The organism is Pseudohaliea rubra DSM 19751 (genome assembly GCF_000764025.1).
Classification (GTDB): domain Bacteria; phylum Pseudomonadota; class Gammaproteobacteria; order Pseudomonadales; family Halieaceae; genus Pseudohaliea; species Pseudohaliea rubra.
Window position 1 is genome coordinate 1 of record NZ_KN234758.1, and the last position, 24,411, is coordinate 24,411.

Below are 24,411 nucleotides of genomic sequence, written 5' to 3' on the forward strand. Positions count from 1 at the left end.
CCATTGCCCTGGCGCTGGCCACGGAACGGCCGGGCTGGCAGGTCACCGCGGTGGACCGCGACCCGGCGGCCCTCGCTGTCGCCGGCGACAATGCCCGCCGCCTCGGCTTCGGCGGCATCCGTTTTCTCGCGTCGGACTGGTTCGCCGGTCTCGCGGGCGAGACCTTCGACCTCGTCGTTTCCAACCCCCCGTACCTGGCCAGCGACGACCCGCACCTGGCAGGCCCGGAGCTCGCGCACGAACCGCGGCGAGCGCTCGTAGCCGGCCCCACGGGCCTCGAGGATCTTTCCCGGCTGGCCGCAGCGGCCCCGGTGCAGCTGGCGCCGGGGGGCTGGCTGCTCCTCGAGCACGGCGCTGAGCAGGGCGAGGCAGTGCGCGGGCTGCTCGCTGCCGCGGGCTTCGGCGCCGTGGCCACACACCGGGATCTCGCCGGCCTGGAGCGCGTCAGTGGTGGCCTCTGTCATGCTCAGTGACGACGACCTCGAGCGCTACAGCCGGCAGCTGTTGCTGCCCGCCTTTGATCTTGCCGGGCAGGAGGCGCTGGGGCGGGCCCGGGTTCTGATCCTGGGGCTCGGCGGCCTCGGCTCTCCGGCGGCGCTTTACCTCGCGGCGGCGGGTGTGGGCAGCCTCGTACTGGTCGATGGTGATGCGGTGGAGCCGAGCAACCTGCAGCGGCAGCTCGCCCATGGCGAGGCGGACCTAGGCCGCAATAAGGCGCGCTCGGCAGCGGACGCGGTGGCCGCGCTCAATGCGGCGGCCCGGGTGGAGGTGGTGGCTGAACGCGCCGATGAGGCGCGCCTGCAGCAGCTCGCGGGCCGGGTGGACCTGGCCCTCGATGGCAGCGACAACTATCCGGCCCGCTTTGCCCTCAATCGGGCCTGCCTCGCCGCCGGCATCCCCCTGGTCGCGGCGGCGGCGGTGCGCACCGAGGGGCAGCTGGCGACCTTTCACCCCGCCGCCGGCGGCCCCTGCTATCGCTGCCTGGTTCCGGAAGAGGGCGCCACGAGCGCCCTGTCCTGCAGCGAGAGCGGCGTGCTCGGACCGGTGGTCGGCACGCTCGGCAGCCTCGCCGCCCTCGAAGCCCTCAAGGTGCTCGCTGGCTACGGCGGCGACCTGCGCGGCGCCGTGCTGACCCTCGACCTCTTCAACTACCAGATCCGACGCCTTGATCTGGCCCCGCGGCCTGATTGTCCGGACTGCGGTCGCTAGAACCCGGGGTTTGTCACAGTGCTCCGGGGCGGCGTCTGGAGGATGTCTTCAGCCTTGCCCTGTCGAGACGCTTCTCGCTACACGCTCCGTGAGAAGAGACTCCCGCCCTCACCCCGTGGCCGTTCGACGATTTAAAACTTTTGGTTCATTGCGAATTTCCCGGGGCGGGCACGGTAGTCGCCCTGTTCCGGGGTGAGCGCGGGACACTTCTCTCAGTCGCTCCACGATATTCGCTTGGTGAGAGAAGTGTCCCGCGCTCACCCCTGCTCCTCCGCGTACTTCAGACTCGGCAGGGACCTGGCACGGTAGGGGTGGATGGCGGGGGTATGCCCCCACCAAGCGAATATCGTGGAGCGACTGGGGGCATACCCCCGCCATCCACCCCGGGAAATCCGCGATGAACCAAACTTTTCAGCCCGGGGACGGTCATAGCTGGCAACGCCAGGGACGAACGACTCGCCATGCAGCGCCTCGCCAACCGCTACTACCGGTTCCGGGACACGATCGCCGGCCCCCTGCGCCTGCTCGACGGGCTGCCGCCCCTGGCTCTGCGCCTGTACCTGGCGCCGATTCTCTGGATGGCCGGCACGCAGAAGCTCGCGGCCATGGACAGCACCATCGAATGGTTCGGCAACGGCGACTGGGGCCTGGGCCTGCCCTGGCCGGCGCTGCTGGCGCCGCTTGCGGCCTGGACCGAAGCCATCGGCGCACTGCTTCTGCTGCTGGGTCTGGCCACCCGCTGGATCGCGCTGCCGCTGTGCTTCATCATGATCTGCGCCGCTCTGACCGTGCACTGGGATAACGGCTGGGCGGCCGTCGCCGACAGCGGCGATCCGGCCATCGCCCAGCGCCTCGGTGTCGCCCGGGAGCTGCTCGTCGAGCACGGCAACTACCCCTGGTTGACGGAGCACGGTCCGCTGGTGATCCTCAACAACGGTATCGAGTTCGCTGTCACCTACGCGCTAATGCTGCTCGCGCTCCTGGTCACCGGCGGCGGCCGCTTCACCAGCATCGACGATACCCTCGCCCGCCTCTATCCCCGAGGCCGCCGGGCCGCCGCGCGCGGGTGGCGCAGCCCGGGCGACTAAGTGCTAAACTTCGCTCCGATTTTTCAGTAATGCAGGTGTACCTTGAGCAAGCATTCCGCCGGCCGGCGCGAGAGCAACACGGCGCCGGCCACCCACGAGTGGTCCATTGATGATTTTCCGGTACCGCCTGAAGAGGGTAAAACCCGCTTCCATGACCTCGGCCTGCGCGACGAGCTGATGCACGGCATCGCGGACCTCGGCTTCCGCTACTGCTCGCCGATCCAGGGTCAGGTGCTGCCCTTTACGCTGCGCGGCCACGACGCTATCGGCAAGGCGCAGACCGGTACCGGCAAAACCGCGGCCTTTCTTATCACTATTTTCAACGACCTGCTCAACAACCCGGTAGACAACGAACGCTTCCTCGGTGAGCCGCGGGCCGTGGTCATCGCGCCGACCCGGGAGCTGGTCATGCAGATCGCTGCCGATGCCGAGGAGCTGGGCCGCCATACGGGGCTCAACACCGTGACGCTCATCGGCGGTATGGACTACCAGAAGCAGCTGAACCAGGTGAACCGGCGCATCGTCGATCTCGTCGTTGCGACCCCCGGACGCCTGATCGACTTCATGACCCGCCGCGACCTGTTCCTGGATCACGTCGAAGTGCTGGTGCTGGACGAAGCAGACCGGATGCTCGACATGGGGTTCATTCCCCAGGTAAAGCGCATCGTGCGCGCCACGCCGCAGAAGGAATACCGGCAGACGCTGCTGTTTTCCGCCACCTTCACGCCGGACATTATCAACCTGGCAGCGCAGTGGACGAGAGACCCGGTCAAGGTTGAGATCGAGCCCGAGAGCGTAGCCACCGACAGCGTCGACCAGAAGATTTACCTGGCCAGCAGCGAAGAGCGCTTCCGCATTCTCCTCAACCTGCTCCGCGGTCCGGACGCAGACAGCGTCATTGTCTTTGCCAACCGCCGCGACCAAGTCCGGCGCCTGCACGAGCGTTTGCGCAAGGCCGGCGTGCGCGCCGGCATCCTGTCCGGGGAGATCTCCCAGGACAAGCGCACCAAGACCCTCGAGCGCTTCAAGAGCGGCGACCTGACAGTGCTCGTGGCAACGGATGTCGCCGGGCGCGGGATTCATGTCGAGGGCGTGAGCCACGTGGTGAATTACAACCTCCCGGAGGATCCGGAAGATTACGTGCACCGCATCGGCCGCACCGGGCGCGCCGGCGCTACCGGCGTGTCTATCAGCTTTGCCAGCGAGGACGACGCCTTCCTGCTGCCGGATCTTGAGGCGCTCCTCGGCGAGCCCCTGTCGTGCACGCACCCCCCGCAGGAATTACTGGCCTAGCCCCCTTCTGCGGCGGCGTGGGTCCCCGCCGCCTCCTCCACCCAGAACAGCGTAGCGCCGGCGACCGCCGCCGGCATGACCACGAAGTTCACCAGGGGTATTCCCGTACCCAGGGCCACGAGCCCGCCGAAGCCGAGGCTCGATAGTCGTCGTTCTGCGCAGGCCTTGCGCACAGCGGCGAAAGAGAGCTTGTGGTTGTCCATGGGATAGTCGAGGAATTCCAAGCTGAACATCCAGGCGCCGAAGGCGAACCAGAGCACTGGTGACAGTGCGTTGAGGCCGGGGATGACGGTGAGCAGCAGCACGAGCAGCGCCATGGGGACGAAATAGAGCAGCTTGGCCAGCTCGCGGATGATCCCCCGGGGCACGCCGGCAAAAGCCGCCCCCAGCCCCTCGAGGCCGGCAACCTCACGCCCCGTGAGCATTTCTTCGACCTTTTCGGCAAGCAGGTTGTTGAACGGTGAGGCGATGACGATGGCCACCGCGGTGAACAGGTAGCCGGTGGTGAGCGTTACCAGCAGCCCGACCAGGGGCCAGAGCAGCCACTCAAGGAAGCCGAGCCAGGCCGGGACTCCGGCCATGATGGCGTCCAGCCAGCCCGACAGCCAGCTAACGCCCCACCAGATCACCGCTGAGAAGATCACGATGTTCACGGTCAGTGGCACGACCACAAACAATCGCAGGGTGGGCCGGGTCAGCAGGCTGGCACCGCGTACCAGGTAGCCGGCGCCTTTCAGGGCGTTACCACGCATGCACGGGACACCATCAGCGGGGGATACCGATGGTAGCAGAGGCTGCGCGTCGCCGGTCACCTTGGGGGACGTGCTCTCGCGGTTATAATGGCCGGCTCATTTCACACGCCAGCGGGGGCCGCTATGCACGACGATGACGAGCTGTTCTGGCAGGAAATGGCAGACGTGGCGCCGCTGCGCCGCGAGCGGCGCGTGCGGCGGGGCGATGGCGGGGCCGACGCCGCAACGCTGGCGGCACGGCGCAGCGCGGCGGTGACGGCCCCGGGCCGGGACCGGAATCCTCTGCGCGAGGACGGCATCGAGGCCAAAGATCCCTGGTATGTGCTTGCCTTCAAGCGGCCGGGTATCCAGAACGGCGTCTATCGCAAGCTCAAGCAGGGCCGCTACCCCGCGGATGCGCGCCTCGACCTGCACCGCATGACCGTGCGCGAAGCCCGAGGCGAGCTTTTCGCTTTTGTGGAGGATTGCCTGGAACTGGGCCTGCGCAGTGTCCTTCTGGTGCATGGCAAGGGCGAGCGCAAGCCGAAGGACGAGCGTCTGTCAGTGCTCAAGGGCGCTGTCGACCAGTGGCTCCGGGAGCTCGAGGCGGTGCAGGCTTTCCACAGCGCTCAGCCGCAGCACGGCGGCACCGGTGCGGTCTACGTGCTGCTGCGTAAGAGCGAGGCGAAGAAGCAGGAGAACAGAGAGCGTTTCCTCCGCGGGCGGGTTCCGGTGGAGTGAGCCTTCATGCTGTAGCCGTACGCCCGCTGCCGGCGCCGGCAGCGCGCAGGGCCTCGGCATAGGGGCCGCCGAGACGGTGGCCCGCGACGATGTCCAGCACTGTCTCGCCAGCGCCATTGCGGGCGTCCATGTCCCGGCCCTCCGCCGCGAAGAACACCAGGAAGCGGGAGAAATCCTCGGCACGCATGCCCTGGTAGGCGCGCAGCAGTATATGGAAGTCGTCCGGAGTGCCGTCGTGGGCGCGGTAGGCGAGGAAGCTTTTTACCCGCGCATCGTCCCACTGCTCGTCGATGACCTTGCTCTTGTCCTTGCGCATGCTGTCCTCAGTCCGGCAGTTTTTCCGCCAGCAGCTGATTGACCAGCGCCGGGTTGGCCTGGCCCTTCGAGGTCTTCATCACCTGGCCGACGAAGTAGCCGATGAGTTTCTTGCGTTTCTGGTCGTCCGCCGCGGCGTACTGCGCTACCTGCTCCGGATTGCCGGCAAGGGCTGCATCGACCATGGCGGCAATGGCGCCGCTGTCAGAGACCTGTCTGAGGCCCCGGGCTTCGATGATGCTATCGGCATCGCCCTCGCCCTGCCACATGGCCTCGAAGATCTGCTTGGCGATCTTGCCCGAGATGGTCTCGTCCAGAATCCGCGCCAGCAGGCCGCCAAGGGCGTCCGGCGCCAGGGGGCAGTCGCCGATGGTGAGCCCCTCGCGGTTGAGTTGGCCAAGCAGCTCTACCTGTACCCAGTTCGCGGCCAGTTTGGCATCACTGCAGGTGCCGGCCACAGCCTCGAAGTAGTCGGCCAGGGCGCGGCTGTCGGCCAGCACGCCGGCGTCGTAGGCGGAGAGACCGTACTGGTCCTGGAAGCGCTGCCGCTTGGCCGTCGGCAGCTCCGGCAGGGTGGCGCGCAGCTCCTCGATGAGGGATTCCTCGAGCACCACGGGCAGCAGGTCCGGCTCGGGGAAATAGCGGTAGTCGGTCGCCACTTCCTTGCTGCGCATGGGGCGCGTCTCGTCGCGCTCGGCGTCGTAGAGGCGGGTTTCCTGCACTACGCTGCCACCGCTGTCGAGGAGCTCCGCCTGGCGTTCGATCTCGTGCGCGATGGCTTTCTCGACGAAGCGGAAGGAGTTGACGTTCTTGATCTCTGCGCGGGTGCCGAGGGTGTCGCTGCCGGCCGGCCGCAGGGAGATGTTGATATCGCAGCGCATGGAACCCTCGGCCATATTGCCGTCGGAGATGCCGAGGTACAGCACCAGGCTGTGCAGGGCCTTCAGGTAGGCCACGGCCTCCTCGGCGCTGGCGAGCTCGGGCTCGGTGACAATCTCCAGCAGCGGCGTCCCGGCGCGGTTCAGGTCGATGCCGGTCTGGCCGTGATAGTCCTCGTGCAGGGACTTGCCGGCGTCCTCTTCGAGGTGCGCCCGGGTAATGCCGACAGTTTTGCTGGTGCCGTCGCCGAGGACGATTTCGAACTGGCCGCGGCCGACGATGGGCTCGGCGAACTGGCTGATCTGATAGCCCTTGGGCAGGTCCGGGTAGAAGTAGTTCTTGCGGTCAAAGACCGAGCGGCGGCCGATCTCGGCGTCGATGCCGAGGCCGAAGAGCACGGCGTAGCGCACGGCCTGCTCATTGAGCACCGGCAGCATGCCGGGCATGGCCAGGTCCACGGCGCTGGCCTGGGTGTTCGGCGCGGCGCCGAAGGTCGTGGCGCTGCCGGAGAAGATCTTCGAGCGGGTGGCCAGCTGCAGGTGGACCTCCAGGCCGATGACCGGTTCCCAGTTCATGCGGCACCTCCCGGGGGCGGCGGCGCCTGCAGGTGCCAGTCGGTGTCCTGCTGATAGCGGTGCGCCAGGGCGAGCAGGCGTGCCTCGTCGAAGTGCTGTCCGATGAGCTGCAGGCCCACCGGCAGCCCGCCGAGGGGCTCCACGGGCAGGCTCAGCGCCGGCAGGCCGGCGAGGTTCACTCCCAGCGTGTAGCTGTCTTCCTGATACATGGTCACCGGATCGTCGATTTTCTCCCCGAGGCGGAAAGCGGTCCCCGGCGCCGTCGGGCCGGCGATCACATCGACGCCGGTGAAGGCGTCGAGGTAGTCCTGCCGGATCAGGCGCCGGGTCTGCTGCGCTTTCTTGTAATAGGCGTCGTAGTAGCCCGCCGAGAGGGCATAGGTGCCGATGAGGATGCGGCGCTGTACTTCGGCACCGAAGCCCTCCTCGCGGCTGCGGGTGTACAGGTCCTCGAGGTCCAGGGGGGCCTTGCAGCGGTGCCCGTAGCGCACGCCGTCGTAGCGGGCGAGGTTCGTGGACGCTTCCGCCGGGGCGATAAGGTAGTAGGCCGGGATGCTCAGGTGGTTGTGCGGCAGGTCGATGTCCACCAGCCGCGCGCCGCGTGCTTCCAGTTCGCCGAGCGCCGCGCGCAACCGGTCGCCGACGGCACTGTCGAGGGAGGCGTCGAACCAGCGCCGGGGCAGGCCGATGCGCAGGCCGTCGAGTGCCATGGTCAGCCCGCTCCGGTAGTCGGGCACCGGCTCCCGGGCGGAGGTGGAGTCGGCCGGGTCGTGACCGGCCATGGTGCCGAGGAGCAGGGCGCAGTCCTCAGCGCTGCGGGCCATCACACCGCCCTGATCGAGGCTGGAAGCAAAGGCGATCATGCCCAGGCGCGATACGCGGCCGTAGGTCGGTTTGATGCCGGTGATCCCGCAGAGGGCCGCGGGCTGGCGGATGGAGCCGCCGGTGTCTGTGCCCGTGGCCGCCGGGACCAGGCCCGCGGCGACAGCCGCCGCGGAACCGCCGGAGGAGCCCCCCGGCACCCGGTCGCCGTCCCAGGGATTGCGGCAGGGGCCGTAGTAGCTGGTCTCGTTGGATGAGCCCATGGCGAACTCATCCATGTTGGTCTTGCCGACGGTCACGGCGCCGGCGGTGGCGAGGCGCTGCACCGCGGTGGCGCTGTAGGGCGGCACAAAGGTGTCGAGCATGCGTGAGGCGCAGCTGGTCCGCAGGCCCTCAGTGCAGAAGATATCCTTGTGGGCGAGGGGCAGCCCCGCCAGGGGGCCGGCGCGGCCTGCGGCGCGATCGGCGTCGGCGGCGCGGGCCGCAGCGAGGGCGCCCTCTGCGTCTACGGTAATAAAGCTGTTGAGCGCGCCGTCGACGGCGCCGATCCGGTCGAGGCAGTCGCGGATGAGCTCCTCGGCGGAGCAGCGCCCCTGATCCAGGGCTTCGAGCAGGCTGCTGGCGGTCACTGGCGTTTCGCTGGCCACGGCTTACTCCACGACCCGGGGTACAAGATAGAGCCCATCCTCTACGGCGGGGGCGATAGCCTGAAAGGCGTCCCGGCGGTTGCTCTCGGTGACCGTGTCGGCGCGCAGCGGCTGCACGGCGTCGAGAGGGTTGGCGAGGGGGTCGATACCGGTGGTGTCCGCGGCGGCCAGTTCTTCGGCCAGCCCGAGGATGCGTTCGAGTGCGTCCTTGAGTGCCGGTGCCTCTCCGGGGTCGATGCGCAGGCGGGCCAGGGCGGCCAGCCGCTCGAGTTGCTCGGCGCCTAAGCTCATGGGCAGGGGATTCCGCGTTGCTTCTGGGGGCCGCGGCCGGGGCCGCGAGGGCGCAAATCTATCATAGATGCGCCTTGCCCAACATCCCTGCCATTGGTAGAGTTGCTCGCAGTCTGGCGCCCCGGATACCACAGGAAAACGCGGCTTTGTTCCGTTCGGTTTCTTCCGTCCGTGACCGCGTCGTCCATGATTGCATTGCCCGCGAAAGCGTCCTTTGCGTTCGTGGTGGTCAGGGCCCCTCAAGGTACCGATTGCATGCTCAAGAAGCTTCGCGGAATGTTCTCCAATGATCTGTCGATCGACCTGGGGACCGCCAACACACTGATTTACGTTCGCGATCAGGGGATCATCCTCGATGAGCCCTCCGTGGTTGCGATCCGTATGCACAACGGGCAGAAGACCATCGAGGCAGTCGGTAGAGAGGCCAAGCGCATGCTGGGCCGCACGCCGGGCAACATTACTGCCATCCGGCCGCTGAAGGATGGCGTCATCGCCGATTTCCAGGTCACCGAGAAGATGCTCCAGCACTTCATCGCCAAGGTGCACGAAACCCGCTACATCCGCCCGAGCCCGCGGGTGCTGATCTGTGTGCCCTGCATGTCGACGCAGGTGGAGCGTCGGGCGATCCGTGAGTCCGCCCTCAGCGCCGGCGCCCGGGAAGTCCGTCTTATCGAGGAGCCCATGGCGGCCGCTATCGGCGCCGGCCTCGATGTCGATGAAGCCAGTGGTTGCATGGTCGTAGACATCGGCGGCGGAACCACAGAGATTGCCATCATCTCCCTGAACGGTGTGGTCTACCGGGATGCGGTGCGCGTGGGCGGCGATCGCTTTGACGAGTCCATTGTCGCCTACGTGCGCCGTCGCTACGGCACGCTTATCGGCGACGCCACGGCAGAGCGGATCAAGGAAGAGATCGGCTGCGCCTACAAGGGAAGTGAGATCCGCGAGATCGACGTGCGCGGTCGCAACCTCGCCGAGGGCGTGCCGCGGAGCTTCACGCTGAACAGCGACGAGATTCTCGAGGCACTGCAGGATCCGCTGGCCTCCATCGTCCAGTCTGTCAAGTCGGCTCTCGAGCAGTCGCCGCCGGAGCTGGCCGCCGACATTGCCGAAAGCGGTATCGTGCTCACCGGCGGCGGCGCCCTGCTGCGCGATCTCGACCGGCTCATCGCCGAGGAGACCGGGCTGCCGGTGGTGGTTGCCGAGGATCCACTGACCTGCGTCGCCCGCGGCGGCGGTATGGCTATGGAACGCATGGATCGGCATACGATAGACTTGCTGTCCACTGAGTAAGACGCCGGTGCCCCGTTGGCCGCCGGCCACCGGGAACTGACATCAGGCCGCTATTCGTCAAAGAATCGCACCTCGGGTTGAAGGTGACGCTGGTCGCTCTTGCCGTGGCTGCATTGCTGGTGGCCGATCTCCGCTACAACCGCCTCGATGGCAGCCGTGCCGTACTCGACACGCTCCTCGCCCCGGTGTTCTGGGTGGCCGGCATTCCCGGTGCCATCGGTGCCTGGCAGGACACGCACCTCCGTTCCCGTCAGACGCTCCTTGAGGACAACGCGCACCTGCGGCGGGAAAACCTTGTGCTCAAGGGCCGGCAGCAGCAGCTGGCCTCCCTGCAGGCAGACAATGCCCGACTGCGTTCGCTGCTCAACTCCACGGCGCTGCTGCGCGACGATGTGCTGGTGGCGGAGGTGGTCGGCGTCGCTCCGGACCCGGTGCGGCACCAGCTCATCCTCGACAAGGGCGACGATGCCAGCGTTTACCCGGGACAGCCGCTTATCGATGCGGGTGGGCTCATGGGGCAGGTCCTGGAGGTGAGCCGTTTCCATGCCCGGGTACTGCTGATCACCGATGCCACCCACTCGGTGCCCGTGCAGGTGAACCGCAATGGGGTGCGCGCCGTGGCGGAGGGCACGGGCTCTCTGGACCGGCTGGAGATTCACCACGTGGCGGCCACCACCGACATTGAGGAGGGCGACCTGCTGGTGACGTCGGGCCTTGGCCAGCGCTTCCCCATCGGTTACCCGGTGGCCACGGTCACCGCCATCGAGCGCGACCCGGGCCAGGCTTTCGCCCGCATTACCGCGCGGCCGACGGCGGCCCTCGACCGGGCGCGCCATGTTCTGCTGGTGTTCGCCCGGAACGAGCAGGAGGCGGGCGGCTGATGGTGCCGGGGGAGGGGGCTTCGGGGTACTGGGTCATTCTGGCCAGTTTTTTTGTTGCCTGTGTGCTCGCCGTGCTTCCCCTGGGGCCCTGGCTTGCCTGGCTGCGCCCCGAGTGGCTGCTGCTGGTGCTCACCTACTGGGTTATCGCCCTGCCGCACCGGGTCGGTCTGGTGACCGCAGCGCTCGCCGGCCTGCTCATGGACGTGCTCGAGGGCGCCGTGCTTGGTCAGAATGTGCTCGCTCTTTCGCTTGCAGCGCTGCTGGCGCGGCTTCTTTACCAGCGCATGCGCGTGTTCTCCCTGGCGCAGCAGGCGCTCACCGTCTTCCTCATCGTCGGGCTGCATCAGCTCGTATGCCAGTGGATCCAGAACCTCGAGGGCGCCGGTGCGCGCTCTTTCCTGTTCCTGCTCCCGGCGGTAACCAGCGCTCTGCTCTGGCCAGTGGTGCGGCTGGTGCTGCGCGCTGCGAGGCGTTACTACTATGTCCATTGAACCTTTGGTGCTGGCCTCCCAAAGCCCCCGGCGGCGGGAGCTGCTGGCGCTGCTCGGGCTGCCCTTTCGCGTGCAGCCGGCAGCGGTGGACGAGACGCCCCTGCCCGGCGAGGCGCCGGCGGCCTACGTGGCGCGCACTGCGGCGGCCAAGGCCCGGGCCATTGACGGTCCGGCGGTGCTGGCGGCGGACACGGCGGTAGTCCTCGAGGACACCATCCTCGGCAAGCCCCGGGACCGGGACGACGGCCAGGCCATGCTCCGACGCCTGTCCGGCCGCGAGCACAGTGTGCTCACGGCCGTTGTGCTCTGCCGTGGCGGGCAGACCTGGGCGGTGACGGTGCGCACCGCGGTCACCTTCGACCGCCTGGACGATGCCCGCATCCACGCCTACCTCGCCACGGAGGAGCCCTGGGACAAGGCCGGCGGCTATGGCATCCAGGGCCGGGCCGGGGCTTTCGTGCGCAGCCTGACCGGCAGCTACAGCAACGTGGTCGGCCTGCCGCTGGTGGAGACCCGGGAGCTGCTGCTGACCGCCGGTCTCCTCGCCGGCCCCGACGCAGGTACGGCCTCATGAGCGAGGAGATCCTGGTCAATGTCACGCCCATGGAGACGCGGGTCGCGGTGGTAGAGAACGGTGCCACCCAGGACATCCACATCGAGCGCAGCGCGAGCCGTGGCACCGTCAGTAACATCTACGCCGGTCGTATCAGCCGGGTGCTCCCGGGCATGCAGGCGGCCTTCGTGGATATCGGCCAGGCCCGCAACGCCTTCCTTCACGTCTCCGATATCATCGGCAGCGTCGATGCCAGTGAGCGCATTGCCGACCATCTGCGCGAGGGCCAGGCCGTCACCGTCCAGGTCACCAAGGATCCTCTCGGCAGCAAGGGTGCGCGGGTGACCTCGCAGCTCTCGATCGCCTCCCGCTACCTTGTCTACATGCCGCAGACCCAGCATGTGGGCGTATCGCAGCGCATCGACGATGACGAAGAGCGTTCCCGGCTGCAGGAAGTGCTTGCCAATGCGCTGGAGGCGGAGGAAATGGATGAGGCCGGGGGCTTTATCCTGCGCACAGCCGCCGAGGGCGCGGGCCCGGCGGAGATCGCCCAGGACCTGCGCTTCCTGAAGCGGCTCTGGGCCGCCGTCTCCCGGCGCGCGGCCGCGGCCCGCGAGCCGCAGCTGCTCTACGAGGACCTGCCGCTGCATCTGCGCACTGTCCGCGACCTCGCCCGGCCGGGGGTTGAACGCATCCGTATCGACAGCCGCGAGAACTATGAGGCGCTCAAGGGCTTCTGCGGCGAATACATGCCCGAGGTCGCCGATCTCCTCGAGTGCTACAGCGGCGAGCGGCCCCTCTTTGACATCCATGGCATCGAGGAGGACATCCAGCGGTCTCTGAGCCGCAGCGTCGCTCTCAAGTCCGGGGGCTACCTGGTCATCGACCAGACCGAGGCCATGACCACCATCGACGTGAACACGGGCTCCTTCGTCGGCCGGCGCAACCACGAGGAAACGGTGTTCAAGACCAACCTCGAGGCGGCGACGACCCTGGCCCGGCAGCTGCGACTGCGCAACCTCGGCGGCATCATCATCGTCGACTTTATCGACATGCGGGATCCGGAGCACCGGCGTCAGGTACACCGAACCCTGGAAAAAGCCATGGCGCGGGACCCGGCCCGCAACAAGATTACCGGTGTGTCCGAGCTCGGCCTGGTAGAAATGACCCGCAAGCGCACGCGGGAGTCCCTCGAGCAGCTTCTCTGCGGGACCTGCCCGGTCTGCGACGGCCGCGGCGTGCTGAAGACCGCGGAGACGGTCTGTTACGAGATATTTCGGGAAATCATGCGCGATGCCCGCGCCTATGAGAATGACAATCTCCTGGTGCTCGCCGGGCAGGGCGTGGTCGACCGGCTCGTCGACGAGGAGTCGGCGAACGTCGCTGACCTCGAGGCTTTCATCGGCAAGACCATCAGTTTCCGGGTAGAACCGGAGTACAGTCAGGAACAGTTCGATATCGTGCTGCTCTAACCCTTCGTGAAAGCAGACGCCTACTCGCCCTTCCATTTTCTTGCCGGCACGCTCTGGCGCCTGCTTGTGGCCGGCGTGGTGCTCCTCGCCGTCTATGTCGCCTCGGGGCGCGTGCTCATGAGCAACGTGACGGCGCTGCAGCCTCAGCTGCTGTCGGCCCTCAACGAGCGCCTGCCTTTTACCCTGAGCGCGTCTTCCGTGAGCGGGCGTATGGAGGCCTTTTCTCCGGAGCTGGTCTTTACGGATCTGCGCCTGGCCTTTCCCGGCGAGGCCATCGAGCCGGTGCAGCTGGCCCGCGGCAGCCTGCGCCTGGCACCGCTGCGCAGCCTGCTGACGCAGAGCCCCCAGGCGAGCTTTGTGACCCTGAGCGGCCTCTCCGTGGCGCTGGATCAGGACGAAGCGGGGCGCCTGCGGCTGCGTGGCTTCGGCGTACCTGGTGACGATGGCGGCCTGCGCGACTGGCTGGCAGCCTTTCTGCCCCGGATCCGGGCCCTCACGCTGGAGGATAACGCGGTTTTCCTGCACCGGCAGGATACGCCTCCCCGTCGCGCGCAGCTCGATCTCACCCTCAAGCGCAGCGGCAGCGCCCGCACCCTCGATGCGCGCATCGCGACGGCGTCGGGTAATGAGGCTACGCTGCATGCCGACGGCATCGGCAATCCCCTGCTGCCGGCGAGCTGGCGCGGCGATGTGTACCTTGCGGTGGAGGCCGAGCGCCTCGAGCGCCTCTTCGATTGGCTGCCGGTTGCCGTGCCGGTGCGGGCAGCAGGTCGTGCCGGCGTGCAGCTCTGGCTGCAGCGCGCCGGGGGTCGTTCAGACCTCAGGCTGTCCCTGGCTGGAAGCAACCTGCTCCTGGAGGGCAGCGACCGCGGCTGGCGCGTCCCCCTGGCGTCCATGGCCATGGACGCGGCCCTGGTGGAGGGCCAGGACGGCTGGTCGCTGCACGCTTCAGACCTCTCCCTGGCCCAGGGCGGGCGCCGCTGGCTTCTGCCCCGGGCCCAGTTTGACCTCCGTGGCGATTCGCTGCGTGTGCGCAGCGGGAAGTTTCGCCTCGACGGTATCGACAGCTTTCTGGCCAGCCTGCCGAGCATGCCGCCGCGGCTCGCCGATGCGCTGACGGTCCTTGCCCCCCGCGGCGATGTGCGTGCCCTGGAGCTGAGCCTCGATGACCTGCGCGCTCCCGGTCGAGCCTGGGCGCTGATCGCCCGTGTGGATGATCTCGCGGTCGAGTCCTGGCGGGGAGCACCGGGTACCGCCGGCGCCGATGCCTTTGTGAAGCTTCACCCCGGGGGCGGCAGCGTGCGCATCGACAGCGAAGGCCTCGTGCTGACCTTCCCCAAGGTCTACCGCGAGCCCCTGGCCTACGAAACAGTTCACGGTGATCTGACGTTAAACTGGGATACGGAACAGCTTTGGATCCGCTCGGATCTGCTAGAGGCCCGGGGCGAGGAGGGCAGGGCGCGGGCGCTGCTCGGGCTGCACATCCCCTTTACGCGGACTACCGTTGGACCGGCCATGGCGCTGCTGGTCGGTCTCGATGAGAGCCGCGCCCGCTATCGCGACAAGTACCTGCCCTATCGACTGCCGGAGAATCTCCGGCGCTGGCTGGCCGATGCGATCGGTCCCGGGCGTATCGCCAGCGGGGGCTTTGCCTGGCGGGGCAGCCTGCGCCGGCGCAACTTTGATCACCTCACGGTGCAGCTCCACCTCGATGTCGAGGACGCCACCGTGGCTTTCGACCCGGCCTGGCCGCCGCTTGAGAACCTTACCGGGCGACTGCTCATCGACGACAGGCGGGTGAGTGTCTGGAGCGAGCGCGGCGAGGTCGGCGGCAACCGGGTCGAGCGGCTCTCGGCGGAAACCTGGCGCGGAGGGAAAGGCGAGCGCGTCCTCGCCGTGGCCGCAACGGTCGCCGGCGACGCGGGAGACGGCCTGGCAGTGCTGAAAGCCTCGCCCCTCGCCGCGCTCAGCGGTGACGTGATCGAGCGCTGGTCCGCACAGGGCCCGGTGCGGACAGAGCTTGCGCTCCGGCTGCCGCTGGACGGGCGCAGCGAACCCGTGATCGCCGTCGACGTGAGCGCAGCGGACGCTCTGTTGCAGGTTCAACCGGGAGGGCTGGTCTTTGAGGACATCGCCGGCCGGGTGCGCTACGCGAGCGGCAGCGGTTTTGCCAGTGACGATCTTGCCGGTACGCTGTGGGGCAGCCCGGTCAGCGCGGGCCTCTCCCAGGACAGCGCGCAAGCACCCCTGGTTCTGCGTTTCGCCGGCAAGGGCCTGCCCACAACGTCGCTCTTCGACTGGCTTCAGCTGCCCGCCCCGACGCTGGCCACCGGCAGCGCCGACGCGTTCGGTGAGCTCTTCCTGCGCCGCGGCGAGCCTGCCCGGCTGACCCTGGCCAGCGATCTTAACGGCGTGGCCCTGGCCCTGCCGGCACCCTGGGGCAAGGCAGCGGATGCGCCGCGCTCCCTCGCCCTGGACCTGACCCTGGCCCGCGATCGCGTGGCGATCGAGCTGGCCCTTGGCGAGCGCCTCGCCGGGCGCCTTGCCCTCGCCGACGGCACCCTGGTGGATGGCAACCTGCGTCTGGAGGCCGATTGGCTGCAGGGCTCCCTGGACCTCGGCGGCCCGGTGCCGCTGCTGCTGCTGGACTACCTTGATCTTGAGGGTCTGCCCGAGCCGGAGGGCGAGGAGGGCCTCGACGTGGACTTCGACGCCGTCTATCGCGCGCTGCGTCCCGTGAGTATCGATATTCTCGAGCTGCGCCGCGACGGAGAGCGCCTCGGGCACCTGGCCTTTGAACTGGACCGGGACGCCGGGGCTCTGATCGCCCGCGGGGTCCGTGGCGAACTCCTGGGCGTCCGTAGCCTGAGCGAGGAGGGCGGTGTACTGCGCTGGGCCGGGGGAGAAGGCGCCGCAGGGGAATCACAGTTTGCCATTGACCTCGGTTTTGACGACCTCGGGCAGGTTCTTGTCGGACTCGGCTATGCGCCGACACTGGTGACCGAGGGCGGCAGCGCCAGCGCGGACCTGCGCTGGCCCGGCGCGCCGGCAGCGCTCGCCCTGGCGGATCTCGAGGGCAGCGTTGTCGTGGAGGCCCGGGACGGCCGGCTTCTCGATGCAAAGGGTTCCGCCGGGGCCCTGAAGGTACTCTCCCTCCTGAATCTCGCCGAGATACTCCGGGGCCTCAGCCTGGCGCATATGTTCGAATCCGGTATCCCCTTCGATCGTGCCCGCAGCGAGTTCCTGTTTCGCGGCGGGAAGGTGGAGCTGCCGGCACTTACACTCCGCGGCTCGGCGAGCGCCTTCGAATTCAGCGGGGTCACCGATCTTTCGACGATTGAGGGCGAACTCGTGGTAACGCTGCCGGTAGCGAACAATCTGCCCTGGGTCGCGGCGCTGGCCGGCGGGCTGCCCGTGGCGGCCGGCGTTTACGTGGTGAGCAAAGTCTTCGAGAAACAGGTCAAGCGCATGTCCAGCGGCGTTTACGAAGTGGCCGGGCCCCTCGGCAGTCCCTCGGTGCGCCTGCGGCGGATCTTCGACGACAACGCCAGTATCCCCGTAGACCCGAACGGTGAGCGGGTAGTCGACCCGAAGGCACCGTCGTCGGCCGGGAGCGGAGAGGCAGAGGACGCCGCGGCGCCGGCGGACGCTAGCGCGCCGGCGGAGGATGGCGCTTCAGCCGGGCGCTGACTGGAGTTCGCGCAGATAGCGGAACAGCTTGCGGGCGGCGGCCGGGGGGCGCTGGGCTTCCTGCTCCCGGCGCGCCTGGCGCAGGAGCTGCCGCAGGTGCTGCCGGTCTGCTTCCGGGAAGCGCTCAAGCACTGCCGGCAGCCCGGCGTCACCGCGGTCGATCAGCGTGTCCCGGAGCGCCTCCAGCTCGTGATGCTGCGCGGCGTTTTCGGCGCGTTGCCGGTACAGCCCGTCCAGCCCCGCCTGCAGCGGCGCCGGGTCCACGGTGCGCATGAGTTTGCCGATGAACTGCAGATGCCGGCGTCGGGCGCTGCGGCTGGTGATGTTGCGCGACTCTGCGATGGCCTGCGCAAGAGCAGGGTCCTCGATGGGGATCGCCGCCAGCTCCCGCGGGCTCAGCGCGCAGAGCGCCTCGCCGAGGTTCTGCCGCGCGGTCATCTCGCGCTTGAGGGCACTCTTGCTGGGCGCCTCATCGGCGTCGTCCGGAGCGTCGTCCATGCTGTTGCGATCGTCGTTAACCATCGTTGTCAACCATAGAAAGCGGCTGCGAGCCCGAGGAAAGCCACAAAGCCGACCACATCGGTCACCGTGGTGAGCACCACGCCGCCGGCGAGAGCCGGGTCGATCCTGAGGCGCTGCAGCAGCAGCGGCAGCACCGCGCCGGAGAGGCCCGCGGTAATCAGGTTGATCACCATGGCCGCTGCGATGATGGCGCCGATGGCCGGGCTGTCGAACCAGAGCGCCGCCGCCGTGGCGACCACGACGGCCCAGAGCAGGCCGTTGATGATGCCGACATAGGCCTCGCGCAGGATCAGCCAGGAGCGGTTGCCACTGTTGATCTGTCCCAGGGCCATGGCCCGGACCAGGACCGTCACGCTCTGGGTCCCCGCAATACCGCCCATGGAGGCGACGATGGGCATGAGCACGGCGAGCGCAACGACCCGTTCTATCGTGTCCTGAAACTGGCTGATCACGGCGGCGGCCAGGAAGGCGGTCACCAGGTTGACGCCGAGCCACACGGTGCGCCGCCGCGCGGTGCGCAGCACCGGAGCGAAGGTGTCCTCGTCTTCGTCGAGGCCGGCGAGGGCCATGAGAGAGTGGTCGGCGTCTTCGCGGATCACGTCCACCACGTCGTCGATGGTGATGCGCCCGAGGAGCCGACCGTCCTCGTCCACTACCGGGGCGCTGACCCAGTCGTTGCGCTCGAAAAGTCGCGCCACTTCGTCGTCGGGCATGTCCACCGGGAGCGCCTGCTGGCTGGTGAGCATGAGTTCACGCACGGAGTGTGAGGGGTCGGAGACGAGCAGGGTGCGCAGCGGCAGGAGGCCGATGTAGCGGTCCTTGCGGGTGACGACGATCAGGTTGTCCGTTGCCTCGGGAATGCTCTCGTGGCGACGCAGGTAGCGCAGCACCACGTCCAGGGTCAGGTCGGCCCGGATCGTGATGGCGTCGGTGTTCATGAGGCCGCCGGCCGTGTCGTCGGCGTAGAAGATCACCTGCTCCAGCCGGGCGCGGTCCTGGTGATCCATGGCCTCGAGGACTTCGAAGGTGACCTCGTCCGGCAGCTGCTGAAGGATATCAGCGACGTCGTCGTCGTCCAGCCCCTCGGTGAGTTGTGCCACCTGGGCGGGCTCGAGGGCGCTCAGGAATTCGAGCTGGAGTTCGTCACCGAGCTCGTTGAGGACCTCGCCCTGAAGGTCGTCGTCGATGAGCTGCCAGAGTACCTGCCGCGACCGCGGCGGGGATGACTCGAGGAGGTGCGCCGCGTCGGCCGGCTCCATCTTGCGGAGCATGCGGCTCACGTCGCCCAGAGTCCCCTGCTCGAGCGCCCGCGCGACCCGGTCGAGGGGCTTGTGGCTGTGTGGGTCGGCGCTGGTCATCGCGTCGCTCGGTTCGGGGTGAATGGGCGGGAACGCGGAAATTATCCGGTAAACACCGGACGACAACAACAGAGCCCCCCGTCGCCGGGGGCCGCCGGCGCTATTCCTCTTCCTCGAAACGGCTCTCGATCAGTGCGCAGAGCGCGCCCAGGGCCGCTTCGGCGTCGTCGCCCTCGGCCTCGAGCACCAGGGCCGTGCCCTTGCCGGCGGCCAGCATCATGACGGCCATGATGCTCTTGCCATCGACCAGCTCGGCGCTGTCACCGACGCGGCCGGTGCGGACCCGGGCGGAGTAGGCTGCGGCGCAGCTGACGAACTTCGACGCGGCCCGGGCATGGAGCCCGAGCTTGTTGATGATGGTGATCTCGCACCGCGCCAGCGCCATCTACAGAAGCTCCCGATGACGGAGGTGCACGGGGCCGTGGTGCGCCGCCAGGTGCCCAAAGAGCCGTTCGGCCATGTACACGGAGCGATGCTGGCCGCCGGTACAGCCGATGGCGATGGTCAGGTAGCTGCGTGCGCCACTGGCGTAGTGGGGCAGCCAGCGGTCGAGGAAGCCCGAGAGCTCCAGGAACAGTTCACCGGTCAACGGCTGCGCCTCGAGGAAGGCCTGCACCGGCGCCTCGCGCCCGGTGAGGAGCCGCAGTTCCTTGCTCCAGTGCGGGTTCGGCAGCATGCGCACATCGAACACGAGGTCGGCGTCCGCGGGGACACCGCGCTTGAAGCCGAAGGACTGCACCAGCAGCGACAGCACCCCCGCGCCCGTGCCCACCAGGCGCTGGCGCACCGCGTCACGCAGCTCGTGGATCGTCATCTCGCTTGTGTCCAGGGTCAGCCCGGCCTCGGACGCCAGGGGCTCCAGCAGGGCCTGCTCCCGGCGGATCGCCTCCGCCAGCGGCAGCTCGCGGCTCGCCAGCGGGTGCCGGCGGCGGGTTTCGCTGAAGCGCTTGAGAAGCGTTGCCTCGTCGGCGTCGAGATAGAGCGTGCGCAGGCGTACCGTCGTCGGCAACTCGGCGAGGATGTCGCCGATCCGCGACAGGTCGGCGGCCGCGTTGCGCGCGTCTATGCATACGGCGACTCCCGTTGCCTCGCCGCGGGCAAGGGCCGGGGCGTGGCTGACCAGAGCCGGCAGCAGCGAGGCCGGCAGGTTATCGATGGCGTAGTAGCCCTCGTCCTCAAGCTGGTGCAGGGCGGTGCTCTTGCCGGAGCCCGATCGGCCGCTGATGATGACGAGGTCCATAAGGTCAGCCGTCCCAGCCAACCACGGTGTCGTAGAGCGCGCGGTTGCTCTCGCAGGCACGCAGGGCCGCGCGTAGCGGCGCCTGGCTGAACAGCCGCGCGATGCTGGCAAGAATGTCGAGATGGTCCTGGTGAGCTTCCTCGGGGACCACAAGCACGACGAGGAGATCGACCGGGGTATCGTCCGGGGCGTCGAAGTCTGCGGGTTCCCCGAGGGTGACCAGAGCGCCCAGGGGCTCGGCACAGTTTGCCAGGCGGCAGTGGGGAATGGCGACGCCGCCGCCGAGACCGGTGCTACCGAGTTTCTCCCGGGCGAGCAGCTTGCCGATCAGGTCGCCGACATCGAGCTCCGGGTGGTCCGCCGCGACCAGCGCGGCGACCTCCTCGAAGATTGCTTTCTTGCTCGTGCCCTTTACGCCCCGCTGGGTGCGCGCGGGCGACAGCAGTTCCTTCAGTGTTTCCATGTCAGTGCGGCCGTGCCTTTTCCTTGTGCTTGATCAGCTGCCGGTCGAGCTTGTCGGTCAGCGCGTCGATGGCCGCATACATGTCGTCGGCTTCTGCCGCGGCGAAGAGGTCCGCACCGGAAATGTGCACGTTGCCCTCAGCCTTTTGTATCTGCTTCTCGACGATGAGGGTGACCTCCATGTTGGTGATGTGGCTGTGGTGGCGCTGGAGCCGCTCGAATTTGCTCTCCACGTACTCGCGGAGCGGGTCGGTAACGTCGACATGATGGCCGCTGATATTGAGTTGCATACTGGACTCCTTGTGCGTTGCAACGCGGTGATGCCCGGGTTGTGCACCGGGCGTTTATGTCTCAGACCAGGCGCTTGCGCTCGCTCGAGGGCGGGATGAACAGGCTGTCCCGGTATTTCGCGATGGTGCGCCTGGCGACCTTGATACCCTGCTCCTCCAGCAGCTGCGCGAGGCGGCTGTCGCTCAGCGGCTTGCGCGGATTCTCCGCGGCGATGAGCTTGCGGATCAGCGCGCGGATGGCCGTGGAGGAGCAGGCGCCGCCGGTGGTGGTGGCGACGTGGCTTGAGAAAAAGTACTTCAGCTCGAAAATGCCCCGGGGCGTATGCATGTATTTGCGCGTGGTGACCCGGGAAATGGTCGATTCATGCATGGACACCGCCTCCGCGATGTCGTGCAGCACCAGCGGCTTCATGGCCTCCTCCCCGTACTCGAGGAAGTTGCGCTGATGGGCGACGATCTCCGAGGCGACCTTGAGCAGGGTCTCGTTGCGGCTTTGCAGACTTTTAAGGAACCAGCGCGCCTCCTGCAGATTGTCGCGCAGGTAGGTGTTCTCGGCGCTGTTGTCGGCGCGACGAATGAGCCCCGCGTAGCTGTCGTTGATGCGCAGCCGGGGAGCGATATCCGGATTCAGCTCGACAACCCAGCGGCCCTCGCGTTTGCGCACGAACACGTCCGGGACGACGTACTCGGTGTCGTCGGCGCCCATGCGCTGGCCGGGGAAGGGGTCCAGGGTCTGCAGCAGTTGCAGGATGCTGCGCAGCGCTGCCTCGTCGAGGCGCATGCGACGCAGGATCTGGGCGAAGTCGCCGTTGGCGAGCTGTGTCAGGTGGCGGCTCACCAGCGTTCGCGCCTGCTCAAGGCCGGGTGTGTCCGCGCGCAGCTGCTTCAACTGAAGCAGCAGGCATTCCTGGAGGTCAGCGGCAAAGACCCCGGTGGGCTCGAACTGCTGCAGTGCATGGAGCACCGCGAGGACCTCGTCGCGTTCGATCTCGACCTCGAAGTCCGCTGCGCAGAGCGTGTGCAGCTCGTCAACGGTGGCCGTGAGCCGGCCGGTCCCGTCAGTGGCGTCGATGATGGTGAGGGCGATGGCGCGGTCGATATCCGACAAGCGGGTGAGGTTCAGCTGCCAGAGGAGATGGTCGTGGAGGCTCTGCACGCCGGCGTTGCGACTGTCGATATCGTAATCGGCACCCTCGCCGGCGGGCCCGGGCGGCGCCGGGGCGGAGGAGGGCACCAGGTCTTCCCACTGGGTATCTACCGGGAGGTCTTCGGGCATGGAGGGCTCGTAGGCGTCGCTGGCGCCGTCCCCGGCGGCGGTGCGCTCGAGGCTCTCGAGGGGCCCCTCACCGGTGCTGCCGGTCGTGCGCGGCTCGCGCGGGTCCGTGGCGTCGCCGGCCGCCTCGTCGTCACCCTCGTCGAGCTCAAGCATGGGGTTGCTCTGCAGCACGTGCTGGATTTCCAGCTGCAGATCCAGCGTCGACAGCTGCAGCAGCTTGATCGCCTGCTGGAGCTGCGGCGTCATCGTCAGCTGCTGGCCCAGCTTGAGTTGCAGTGCTTGTTTCATGGTGACGGCGGGGAGGCGATTCCTTTGCCCAATGCCGGTGCAGTGTAGCGCCGGCCCGCTGGCGCTGGCAACGCACTGGCGCGGAAATTGCAGCAGCTGTTTTATTTGTTCATCGTAAATTGCCGGGGCGGATGGCGGGCTTGGGCTGTTCCGGTTAAAGGCGGAAGGTGTCGCCGAGATAGACTTTGCGTACTTCCGGACTGTCGAGCACGTCCTGGGGAGAGCCCGCGGCGATGATCCGGCCCTCGCCGACGATGTAGGCCGTCTCGCAGATGTCGAGGGTCTCGCGGACATTGTGGTCGGTGATCAGCACGCCGATGCCCCGGTGCTGCAGGTGGCGGATGATCTCTTTGATGTCCGACACGGAAATCGGGTCGACACCGGCGAAGGGCTCATCGAGGAGAATGAACGCCGGCTCCGTCGCCAGGGCCCGGGCGATTTCTACGCGGCGCCGCTCACCGCCGGACAGGGCCTGGCCAAGGCTGTCGCGCAGGTGGGCGACATGGAATTCCTCCAGGAGCTCATCCCGGCGCTCGCGCCGCTGGGCGCGGGTGAGGTCGCGGCGCGTCTCCAGGATGGCCATGAGGTTGTCGCCTACGGACAGCTTGCGAAACACCGAAGCCTCCTGGGGCAGGTAGCCGATGCCGCGGCGCGCCCGCTCGTGCATGGGCAGTCCGATGATGTCCTCGCCGTCGATGGTGATCTGCCCGGCGTCGGCCCGCACGATGCCGACAATCATGTAGAAACAGGTGGTCTTGCCGGCACCGTTGGGCCCCAGGAGGCCCACGACCTGGGCACTTTCCACCGCGAGGGACACATCCCGGACCACCGGGCGTCCGCCGTAGGCCTTGGCCAGCTTATTCGCCTTCAGCTGGGCCATCGGCTGGCTCTCCTGCATCATCGGCGTCAGTCGTGACTGCGCTGTCCTGTGCGTCGGCTGCCGGTCCACCTGCGGCGCCGGCGTTATCGGTCGCCGGGGCCTCGGCATCTTCGGCGAGCCGCGGCGGGATCACCACCTGCACCCGATCGCCACCGCTTTCGGCGGCATCGGCGCGCACCAGCTGCTCACGGATGAGATAATCGATGCGGTCGCCGCTGACCGTGGCGCCGTCCTGCTCCACTTCGGCACTCTCTTCGAGGAGCACGCGCTCCTCGGCGGTGAAGTAGGTGATACGCCGGGCGTTTGCGTGGATCACCGCCTCGTCCAGGGCGGGCTGCTGCTGCATGCGCGCCGGTGCGCCGATGGCGACCACGCGCTCGGCCAGGTCGCGGCTGTGAAAGATGGTGAGCTTATCGGCTTCGATGATGAGGCTGCCCTGGACCAGGCGCACAGCGCCGCTATAAACGGTCTGCCCGGCCTTTTCGTCGCGCACCGCGCGGTCGGCCTCGACGGCAATAGACTGCTCCCGGTCCTCCGGCAGCGCCTGTACCGGCGGGGCAAGCAGCAGGGTCATGGCCAGCAGCGGGCCTGCAGCGCGCCTCACTGGTAGTCCGCCTCAACGGCCCGGCGTCGGTCCATGGCATGGAGAAGCTGTTCGCAGGCCTCGCGGACACAGCCCTCGCCGCCCGGGTAGCGGCTCTGCCAGTCGGCGGCGGCGGCCACGGCCTCCACCGCGTCGGCGGGCGCGAGACCGATGGCGGCGGCGCGCAGGGCGCCCAGATCCGGCAGGTCGTCGCCCATGTAGGCGCACTGTGCGAGGCTGAGGCCCAGGCCTGCGCAGAGTTCCTCAAGAGCGATGCGCTTGTCTTCCCGGCCCTGGATCACGTGGGCTATGCCAAGCTCGGCGGCGCGACGCTCAACGATCTGCGAGCGGCGGCCGGTGATGATCGCGACGCTGATGCCGGCCCGCTGCAGGAGCTTGAGGCCCAGGCCATCCTTGATGTTGAAGGCCTTCAGTTCCTCGCCGTTATTGCCGTAGTAGAGGCGACCATCCGTGAGGACGCCGTCGACATCGAGGGCAAGGAGGCGCAGGGCGCTGGCGCTGGCGCGATTGATCACCGGCG

At 68.0% G+C, this 24,411-nt stretch carries 26 protein-coding genes; 11 read left to right on the forward strand and 15 right to left on the reverse strand.

Annotated features, from left to right (window positions below; translation table 11 throughout):
• The 4 genes from HRUBRA_RS06930 to rhlB form a co-directional block, all read left to right on the forward strand.
• Window positions 1-473, forward strand: a 473-nt coding sequence (locus HRUBRA_RS06930; RefSeq protein ID WP_035515801.1) for a peptide chain release factor N(5)-glutamine methyltransferase, incomplete at its 5' end; no start/stop codon positions are given.
• Entirely contained in the window at window positions 448-1,209 is a 762-nt protein-coding gene (locus tag HRUBRA_RS06935; RefSeq protein ID WP_236629806.1) for a HesA/MoeB/ThiF family protein, read from the forward strand. The genes HRUBRA_RS06930 and HRUBRA_RS06935, both read left to right, overlap by 26 nt.
• A gap of 461 nt (window positions 1,210-1,670) precedes the next feature.
• A complete protein-coding gene (locus tag HRUBRA_RS06940; RefSeq protein ID WP_052094490.1) occupies window positions 1,671-2,297 on the forward strand; it encodes an HvfX family Cu-binding RiPP maturation protein in 627 nt (208 codons plus the stop codon).
• A 42-nt stretch (window positions 2,298-2,339) separates the two neighbouring features.
• Window positions 2,340-3,590, forward strand: coding sequence for an ATP-dependent RNA helicase RhlB (gene rhlB / locus HRUBRA_RS06945; RefSeq protein ID WP_035515803.1), 1,251 nt, complete (start codon window positions 2,340-2,342; stop codon window positions 3,588-3,590).
• On the opposite strand, the gene cysZ is transcribed toward rhlB, so the two are convergent.
• Complete coding sequence (gene cysZ, locus HRUBRA_RS06950) at window positions 3,587-4,342, reverse strand: sulfate transporter CysZ (protein WP_035515805.1); 756 nt, start codon at window positions 4,340-4,342, stop codon at window positions 3,587-3,589. The genes rhlB and cysZ overlap by 4 nt on opposite strands.
• A 123-nt stretch (window positions 4,343-4,465) precedes the next feature.
• Between cysZ and smrA the strand changes: the two genes are divergently transcribed.
• Window positions 4,466-5,062 carry a DNA endonuclease SmrA gene (gene smrA / locus HRUBRA_RS06955; RefSeq protein WP_035515806.1) on the forward strand — a complete coding sequence of 199 codons (597 nt, stop codon included), beginning with the start codon at window positions 4,466-4,468 and terminating at the stop codon, window positions 5,060-5,062.
• Between the two features lie 4 nt (window positions 5,063-5,066).
• Here the strand turns inward: smrA and HRUBRA_RS06960 are convergent, their stop codons facing one another.
• Genes HRUBRA_RS06960 through gatC form a run of 4 tightly spaced genes read right to left on the reverse strand, consistent with a single transcriptional unit; the run spans window position 5,067 to window position 8,591 of the window.
• On the reverse strand, window positions 5,067-5,378 hold the full coding sequence (locus tag HRUBRA_RS06960; protein ID WP_035515808.1) for a PA4642 family protein: 312 nt from the start codon (window positions 5,376-5,378) through the stop codon (window positions 5,067-5,069).
• Between the two features lie 7 nt (window positions 5,379-5,385).
• Window positions 5,386-6,831, reverse strand: a complete 1,446-nt coding sequence (gene gatB / locus HRUBRA_RS06965; protein ID WP_035515812.1) for an Asp-tRNA(Asn)/Glu-tRNA(Gln) amidotransferase subunit GatB — start codon at window positions 6,829-6,831, stop codon at window positions 5,386-5,388.
• Window positions 6,828-8,282, reverse strand: coding sequence for an Asp-tRNA(Asn)/Glu-tRNA(Gln) amidotransferase subunit GatA (gene gatA, locus HRUBRA_RS06970; protein ID WP_035515908.1), 1,455 nt, complete (start codon window positions 8,280-8,282; stop codon window positions 6,828-6,830). The genes gatB and gatA overlap by 4 nt, the downstream gene beginning before the upstream one ends.
• Before the next feature lie 21 nt (window positions 8,283-8,303).
• A complete protein-coding gene (gene gatC / locus HRUBRA_RS06975) occupies window positions 8,304-8,591 on the reverse strand; it encodes an Asp-tRNA(Asn)/Glu-tRNA(Gln) amidotransferase subunit GatC (RefSeq protein WP_035515813.1) in 288 nt (95 codons plus the stop codon).
• 255 nt (window positions 8,592-8,846) lie between these two features.
• Here gatC and HRUBRA_RS06980 point away from each other — a divergent pair, with 255 nt between their 5' ends.
• The 6 genes from HRUBRA_RS06980 to HRUBRA_RS07005 are packed head-to-tail and all read left to right on the forward strand — an operon-like array spanning window position 8,847 to window position 16,971.
• On the forward strand, window positions 8,847-9,884 hold the full coding sequence (locus HRUBRA_RS06980; protein ID WP_035515815.1) for a rod shape-determining protein: 1,038 nt from the start codon (window positions 8,847-8,849) through the stop codon (window positions 9,882-9,884).
• Between the two features lie 41 nt (window positions 9,885-9,925).
• Window positions 9,926-10,765 carry a rod shape-determining protein MreC gene (gene mreC, locus HRUBRA_RS06985; RefSeq protein WP_084592515.1) on the forward strand — a complete coding sequence of 280 codons (840 nt, stop codon included), beginning with the start codon at window positions 9,926-9,928 and terminating at the stop codon, window positions 10,763-10,765.
• A complete protein-coding gene (mreD, locus tag HRUBRA_RS06990) occupies window positions 10,765-11,256 on the forward strand; it encodes a rod shape-determining protein MreD (protein WP_035515819.1) in 492 nt (163 codons plus the stop codon). Before mreC ends, mreD begins: the two co-directional genes overlap by 1 nt.
• A complete protein-coding gene (locus HRUBRA_RS06995) occupies window positions 11,246-11,830 on the forward strand; it encodes a Maf family protein (protein WP_035515822.1) in 585 nt (194 codons plus the stop codon). Before mreD ends, HRUBRA_RS06995 begins: the two co-directional genes overlap by 11 nt.
• Window positions 11,827-13,281, forward strand: coding sequence for a ribonuclease G (gene rng, locus HRUBRA_RS07000; RefSeq protein ID WP_035515824.1), 1,455 nt, complete (start codon window positions 11,827-11,829; stop codon window positions 13,279-13,281). Before HRUBRA_RS06995 ends, rng begins: the two co-directional genes overlap by 4 nt.
• Before the next feature lie 6 nt (window positions 13,282-13,287).
• Window positions 13,288-16,971, forward strand: a complete 3,684-nt coding sequence (locus HRUBRA_RS07005) for a YhdP family phospholipid transporter (RefSeq protein WP_035515825.1) — start codon at window positions 13,288-13,290, stop codon at window positions 16,969-16,971.
• Here HRUBRA_RS07005 and yjgA read toward each other — a convergent pair.
• The 10 genes from yjgA to HRUBRA_RS07055 all read right to left on the reverse strand — a co-directional run bounded on the left by yjgA (window position 16,957) and on the right by HRUBRA_RS07055 (window position 24,403).
• Window positions 16,957-17,493, reverse strand: coding sequence for a ribosome biogenesis factor YjgA (gene yjgA / locus HRUBRA_RS07010; RefSeq protein ID WP_236629807.1), 537 nt, complete (start codon window positions 17,491-17,493; stop codon window positions 16,957-16,959). The two genes, HRUBRA_RS07005 and yjgA, sit on opposite strands and share 15 nt — an antisense overlap.
• A gap of 5 nt (window positions 17,494-17,498) precedes the next feature.
• On the reverse strand, window positions 17,499-18,851 hold the full coding sequence (mgtE, locus tag HRUBRA_RS07015; RefSeq protein WP_035515827.1) for a magnesium transporter: 1,353 nt from the start codon (window positions 18,849-18,851) through the stop codon (window positions 17,499-17,501).
• Between the two features lie 100 nt (window positions 18,852-18,951).
• Entirely contained in the window at window positions 18,952-19,236 is a 285-nt protein-coding gene (locus HRUBRA_RS07020; RefSeq protein WP_035515830.1) for an HPr family phosphocarrier protein, read from the reverse strand.
• The gene (gene rapZ, locus HRUBRA_RS07025) at window positions 19,237-20,091 is read right to left on the reverse strand and encodes an RNase adapter RapZ (RefSeq protein ID WP_035515832.1); all 855 of its coding nucleotides are present in this window, start codon (window positions 20,089-20,091) and stop codon (window positions 19,237-19,239) included.
• Between the two features lie 4 nt (window positions 20,092-20,095).
• Window positions 20,096-20,554, reverse strand: a complete 459-nt coding sequence (locus HRUBRA_RS07030; protein WP_035515834.1) for a PTS sugar transporter subunit IIA — start codon at window positions 20,552-20,554, stop codon at window positions 20,096-20,098.
• 1 nt (window position 20,555) lies between these two features.
• Window positions 20,556-20,843, reverse strand: a complete 288-nt coding sequence (gene hpf / locus HRUBRA_RS07035) for a ribosome hibernation-promoting factor, HPF/YfiA family (protein WP_035515836.1) — start codon at window positions 20,841-20,843, stop codon at window positions 20,556-20,558.
• A gap of 61 nt (window positions 20,844-20,904) precedes the next feature.
• Entirely contained in the window at window positions 20,905-22,407 is a 1,503-nt protein-coding gene (locus HRUBRA_RS07040; RefSeq protein WP_035515839.1) for an RNA polymerase factor sigma-54, read from the reverse strand.
• A 154-nt stretch (window positions 22,408-22,561) separates the two neighbouring features.
• On the reverse strand, window positions 22,562-23,287 hold the full coding sequence (gene lptB / locus HRUBRA_RS07045; RefSeq protein WP_035515842.1) for an LPS export ABC transporter ATP-binding protein: 726 nt from the start codon (window positions 23,285-23,287) through the stop codon (window positions 22,562-22,564).
• The gene (gene lptA / locus HRUBRA_RS07050; RefSeq protein WP_052094491.1) at window positions 23,265-23,891 is read right to left on the reverse strand and encodes a lipopolysaccharide transport periplasmic protein LptA; all 627 of its coding nucleotides are present in this window, start codon (window positions 23,889-23,891) and stop codon (window positions 23,265-23,267) included. The genes lptB and lptA overlap by 23 nt, the downstream gene beginning before the upstream one ends.
• Window positions 23,888-24,403: a KdsC family phosphatase gene (locus HRUBRA_RS07055; protein ID WP_035515914.1), complete on the reverse strand. Its 516-nt coding sequence runs from the start codon at window positions 24,401-24,403 to the stop codon at window positions 23,888-23,890. Before HRUBRA_RS07055 ends, lptA begins: the two co-directional genes overlap by 4 nt.
• Window positions 24,404-24,411 lie beyond the last annotated feature (8 nt).